This window comes from Streptomyces sp. NPDC020996, assembly GCF_040641355.1.
In the GTDB taxonomy this organism is placed as follows: domain Bacteria; phylum Actinomycetota; class Actinomycetes; order Streptomycetales; family Streptomycetaceae; genus Streptomyces.
Genome location: NZ_JBFADM010000139.1, coordinates 1 through 3463 on the forward strand (window position 1 = coordinate 1; position 3463 = coordinate 3463).

The following is a 3463-nucleotide window of genomic DNA, read 5'->3' on the forward strand; positions in this document are numbered from 1 at the left end:
CACGAAGAAGGCGGTCGCTTTTTTCAGGATCTCGATCGTCTGCTGCTGTTCGCGGTTCTCCCGCCGCAGCCGCCGCAGTTCCTCGCGCTCGGCGCTGGTCAGCTCGCCGCCCTGGTCCTCGCCCCGGTCGGCCTTGGCCTTGCGGTACCAGCCGCGCAGGGACTCGGAGCTGATGCCGAGTTCCCGGGCGACGGCGGTGACCGTCTTGCCCGAGGAGTCGACGAGCGCGATGGCGTCACGTTTGAACTCCTCGGTGTACCGCTTCGTGTACTTGCTTCCCACCTGGTGCTACTTCCTCTGGAACCTCAGGTCCCAGTCTCCAAGTGTCCACGATCAAGGGGAAGCTTCAGCTGTCCACTCCCCCTCGAACCAGACGTCCGTGCTTGGTGCGGGCCTTGGCGAGCCAGGCGCCGATCTTGACGGTGTCTCCGTCGACGCGGATCGTCTCGCGGGCGGCAGGGATGCAGCCTTCGCGGTGCAGGAAGAGTTCCAGGAGCTGGACGGTCTCCTCGAAGGTACGGCGGGCGCGACGGACGGGGGTGAACGGGTTGGTGTCGGGGGTGAGGCCGAGGGCGGCCATCAGTTGCTGCTGGCCGTGGAGGGTGGGCCAGGTGGTGAGCTGGCGGTGCAGCCAGGAGCCGATCTTCACCCCGGCCAAGAGGGTGGCGCAGGTGAGTGCGGCGGGGTCGGCGCCGGATGCGAGGTGGGCGCGCAGCAGGTGGTACTTGCGGTGCCAGTCCGCTGCGTGCGGGAGGCGCCAGTCGGTGCGGCGCGGAGCGGAAATGCGAGGAACTGCGGCTCAGCTCGCCGCTGCCACGCGTAGGGCCCTGCTGAGTAGGGCAGGGTTGCCCAGGCGGCGGCGCAGTTCCCTCTCCAGCCCGGCGATCGGCACCAGGTTCTGGGGGGCCCGGGCGTCTTTGTACTCGCAGCTGGCGTATCGCGGCAGTATCAGTTGCGAGAGGTTGGCCAAGGCGATCGCCTCCGGGGTGGGGATGTCGGCGGCGCATTCCAGCCGTACTATTCCGGCCCACGGGGCGCCGGGCGTACACGGTAGGCGTAGGTACCAGGCGTGCCGGTCCCAGGAGGTGCCCATCAAGAACACCGGGGTGCGTTCGCCGGCGGCCAGGGCGCTGACCATCGCGTGTAGGTCGGGCGGCAGGTAGGCGGTGCGGTGAGATTTGATGAGCCCCAGCGCTCGCGGCAGATGGGTGCGGCCGCGCAGCGGGCCGTCAACCACCAGCAGGTCCGAGTTGGCGGCGACGCCGTGGCTGGCCAGGGCAGTGCGGGCGTTGGCGGCGACGAGAATTTCAAGGTCGCCGAGTCGGCGTTGCAGTGCCGCTGAGAGCAGCACTGCAAGGTTTTCTTCCTGGTCGTCAAAGGTGATGTTGGCCTGGTAGGTACCGGCCGTGGTGGGCACGTCGACGGCGTTGGTGGCGGTGGTGAACAGGCCGCGTCGGGATTCGATGGTCAGCAGGTGCGCGCCACGGTCGGGGCAGCAGCACACGGTGCCAGCTGCATAGGAGGCGCATAGTGCCATCTGGGCGTCGTCGGCGTGGTTGCTGGCGCTTGGGGCCTGTTCGGCGGCCGGGGGCTGCTCGATCCAGATGCGGGCCTCGACGCGGCGTACGCCGTCGACGAACAGGACTGCGCCGGGGTCGGGCACGTGGGAGGTCGAGATGGGCTTCCAGTCGGCCGGGGCGAGTTCGAGGTCGGGGATGACTTTGGCGGTCGAGTCCCCGATGGTGTTCTCGGCGTTTTCGACGCTGGAGCCGTAGGTGGGGTCCCAGCCGTCGACATGGAATCGCATCCGGGCCGCATGTGCCGTGCTTGTCATGTGCCTTCCCGGGTGACGACGGAAGTGTGGGGGTCGCGGTGTACTTGGAAGCGGACCGGTACCCGTTCGGCGAGCCCGGTGACGTGGGTGATCACCCCGACCATCCGCTCCCCTTGGGCGAGATTCTCCAGGGTGTCGGCGACCATCTCGAGCGAGTCGGGATCAAGGGTGCCGAATCCTTCGTCGAGGAATATGGACTCGAGCTTCGTCGCGCCGCCCATGCCGGCCAGTTGGTCGGACAGAGCCAACGCCAGTGACAGGCTGGCCTGGAAGGTTTCGCCGCCGGACAGGGTGCGAACCGAGCGTTGTGAGTCGGCGTCGGAGTGGTCGATGACGTAGAACTCGCCTTTGTGGTGGCTGAGGTCGAATCGGTCACCCGACAACCGGCGCAGCGACTGCGAGGCGCCCGCGACCAGGGTGTCGAGGGCTGAATCGGCCAGCCACTGCGGGAACTTGTTGGACCGCATCAGCCTGGCCAGCTCGGCGGCCACCTGTTGCTGGGTGCGGGCGCTGCCGATCTTGTCCTGTATGGCGGCGGCGTCGGCGAGGCTGCGCTGGATCATCTCTACCCGGCCCCGGGCCCGCTCGGCTGCGACCGCTACCACCCGGGGGGCCTGAGCGGCGCGCCCAGGACCGTCGCCGAGGTCTTGGGGATCCAGGTCGTGGTCGCGCAGCAGACCCTCCAGTTGGCCCAGGAGCTGCTCGGCTTCGCTGTGTGCGGTGTGGGCGTCGGCTTGCGCGCGGAGGGTGTCGGCCTGCCGGTCGTCGGCCGCGCGAGTGGCCCAGGCGGCCAGGCTGGCCCAGGCGGCGGCGAGGTCGTCGGTGTCCAGGCTCGGCGGTTTAAGGGCCGCCACCGCGTCCCGGGCAGCGGTCAGCTCGGACCAGGCGGTCGCGGTGCGAGCCTGCCACTGCTGCTGTTCGGCCTCCGCCGCCTTGAGTGCCTCGCGTGTCTGACTTGCCTCGGCTGTGGCGGTCTCCACGGCCGCTTCGAGGCGGTCGCATTCCTCCAGTAGGCCCGGCAGTGCATCTGCGGGCGGCGCCTGGTCCAGCAGCGTCTGCAGTTCACTCAGGCGGTCGGTCAGGGCGCTCTGCGCGTGGTCGGCGGCTGCGCTCTGCTGGACGGCGGTGGTGTGAACGCTGTGGGCGGTGGCGTGTGCTTGCTCGGCTGCTTCCAGCGTGGCGGTCGCGTCCTGGTGGGCCTGATGGGAGGTGGCGGCCTCGGCCTGGGCTGCTGAGAGGTCGTTTTCCACCGTGGTCCTCTGGCCCTGGGCCCACGCTTCCAGGTCGGACCAGGCGGCGGTCACGTCATGAGCTGACCCCGGATTCGTGGAGTCCCTGAAGCCAGGCTTATGATCCTGGCCCGAAGGAGAACCACGAGCAGTGCCAGCACCACGCAAATACCCGGACGAGCTCCGCGAGCGGGCTGTCCGTGAGGTCCGCACCACCGGCCGTCCGATCGCGCACGTCGCCAAGGACCTGGGCATCCACAAGGAAGCCCTGCGCGGCTGGGTCCGCCAGGCCGAGGCGGACGCCAGCGAACGCGCCGACCGGCTGACCACCGCCGAGTACGAGGAACTGAAGCAACTCCGCAAAGAAGTAGCGGAGTTGAGGCGGGCAAATGAGATCCTC

The 3463-nt window shown here is 69.0% G+C and carries 5 protein-coding genes; 1 reads left to right on the forward strand and 4 read right to left on the reverse strand.

Annotated elements, in window-relative coordinates:
• From AB0G63_RS38955 to AB0G63_RS38970, 4 genes are all read right to left on the reverse strand, one after another.
• Positions 1-282 (reverse strand): transposase (locus tag AB0G63_RS38955; protein ID WP_360760602.1); only part of this gene is annotated, 282 nt, incomplete at its 3' end.
• A gap of 64 nt (positions 283-346) precedes the next feature.
• Positions 347-649, reverse strand: a complete 303-nt coding sequence (locus AB0G63_RS38960; RefSeq protein ID WP_360760605.1) for a hypothetical protein — start codon at positions 647-649, stop codon at positions 347-349.
• A gap of 150 nt (positions 650-799) precedes the next feature.
• On the reverse strand, positions 800-1834 hold the full coding sequence (locus AB0G63_RS38965; RefSeq protein WP_360760608.1) for a hypothetical protein: 1035 nt from the start codon (positions 1832-1834) through the stop codon (positions 800-802).
• Positions 1831-3138 (reverse strand): SbcC/MukB-like Walker B domain-containing protein, encoded by a 1308-nt coding sequence (locus AB0G63_RS38970; RefSeq protein WP_360760611.1) that lies wholly within the window; start codon positions 3136-3138, stop codon positions 1831-1833. Before AB0G63_RS38970 ends, AB0G63_RS38965 begins: the two co-directional genes overlap by 4 nt.
• Positions 3139-3214: 76 nt before the next feature.
• On the opposite strand from AB0G63_RS38970, the gene AB0G63_RS38975 reads away from it, so the two are divergent.
• Positions 3215-3463 (forward strand): transposase (locus AB0G63_RS38975; protein ID WP_360760613.1); only part of this gene is annotated, 249 nt, incomplete at its 3' end.

Bases quoted from the DNA above. Each gene is read 5' to 3' on its own strand.
- AB0G63_RS38965 (WP_360760608.1), bottom strand. From the start codon at position 1,834: ATGACAAGCACGGCACATGCGGCCCGGATGCGATTCCATGTCGACGGC.